Origin of the sequence: Clostridium tarantellae (genome assembly GCF_009295725.1) — a bacterium.
In the GTDB taxonomy this organism is placed as follows: domain Bacteria; phylum Bacillota; class Clostridia; order Clostridiales; family Clostridiaceae; genus Sarcina; species Sarcina tarantellae.
In genome coordinates this window covers 1-386 of the sequence record NZ_WHJC01000688.1, presented here as the reverse complement: position 1 = coordinate 386, position 386 = coordinate 1, and the positions used below count along the sequence as shown (strand labels likewise).

Sequence of the window (386 nt, the reverse complement as noted above, 5' to 3'; positions counted from 1 at the left end):
GAATAAAGATAAATAATTAAGTATTTTTTTAATTACTTATCTTTATTCACGAAAATATGTATTAGATATTCTTAATTTTTAATAAATCTTTTAGATTTTTTATAATATAGTCAAATGAATTTACACATCTATTGTAAGTAGGAGTTCCTTTTAAAGCTATATTAGTTTCTATGCAGTTACTTTTATCAATTTTACATTCAGATAAAAGCTCTTTGGCTTCAGATAAAGCAAGATTTATCAAATCTCCTTTGATAATATTACCATTCTTGTCAACACAACAATTCATAGTAGCTTGCAATCTTTCTAATCGCTTTTCATATTGAATTAATTTTTTTTCAAACATGCTAACACTCCTTTGTAAAGGTTTTATTTATTATATTAGTCTT

Annotated in this window: 1 protein-coding gene; it reads right to left on the bottom strand. The window is 22.8% G+C overall.

What is annotated here, in order from left to right; all coding sequences use genetic code 11:
• Window positions 1-61: 61 nt before the first annotated feature.
• Complete coding sequence (locus tag GBZ86_RS16850; protein WP_152892553.1) at window positions 62-343, bottom strand: hypothetical protein; 282 nt, start codon at window positions 341-343, stop codon at window positions 62-64.
• Window positions 344-386: the final 43 nt, after the last annotated feature.